The organism is Allocoprococcus similis, assembly GCF_054660775.1.
Genome location: NZ_BAAHSG010000076.1, coordinates 1 through 1,026, shown reverse-complemented (window position 1 = coordinate 1,026; position 1,026 = coordinate 1). Strand labels below are relative to the sequence as shown.

General features: G+C 31.7%; 1 protein-coding gene. It reads left to right on the top strand.

Annotated elements, in window-relative coordinates; genetic code table 11:
- Nucleotides 1-49: 49 nt before the first annotated feature.
- The coding region (locus tag ACYQ5K_RS17540) for a LicD family protein (protein ID WP_459778173.1) at nucleotides 50-1,026 on the top strand (977 nt) is incomplete at its 3' end.

Genomic DNA, 1,026 nt, shown 5'->3' with positions numbered 1-1,026 from the left:
ATTATATAAAATGGCTAGATAGATAATAGTTCTAAGGGGAAGGAAAGAAATGAGAAGAGTATGGGAATATATTTACTGGCGTCTGCCAGTAGGAAAAAGGCAATTTCTTGATAAGGCAAATGATTTAGTAAAAAAAGCAGATTCATTAAGACAAATTTTAGAATCGGGAATTAAAAATAGTTATAATCATCAAAACGAGCTTTATAATCAGATGAGTGGAAAAATAGATGGATTATCAAATGAAGTGAGACATCTGCATGAGGAAAATGCTCGTTTGGAAAGAATTATTACACATTATCATAAGCAGGATATGCAGATGTTTTGGGAAGAGTATCGAAAAGATGGAGAGTCTACAGCAGATGCTCAAAAAAGATTTTTTCTTGCATTACCTAAAGCGAAGGGAGTAAGCAGAAATTTGCAACTTCTGGAGAAAGATTTACTAAGAGCTTTTGCTAGAATTTGTGAGGAGAATCAGTTATCTTATTGGCTTTATGCAGGTACTTTGTTAGGAGCAGTGAGACATAAGGGATTTATTCCATGGGATGATGATGTAGATACTTGTATGGCAAGAGAGGATATTGAAAAATTAAGAGAAATATTAAAGGACCATCAAGAATATAGACTTACAGTAAGATATGATGCATGGGGATTTTGTAAGCAGATTCGTTTTACTTATAAAGATACGACTATTCCTGTTTTTATTGATATATTTCCGTTTGACTGGATTAGTGAGGCATCATATGAAAAATGGGAAGAAAATCAGAAAATTAGAAAAGAGTTAAAAACAGAAATTACAGATGAAGGAAATCCATTGATTCAGGAATTTCGTAGGGCAGGATGTGTTGATGATGATTCGGCTATTGGAATTCAGATTGCAGAGATTTTTAATAAATATTATAAGAAACTTTATGATAAAAATATTATTTGTGCTAAAGAAGATGCAAAAGGGTGCTTATACAGTTTTGATAGTTGGAGTTATTGTAACGATAATAATTTAATATCAAAAGAGATTTTTTATCCATTACA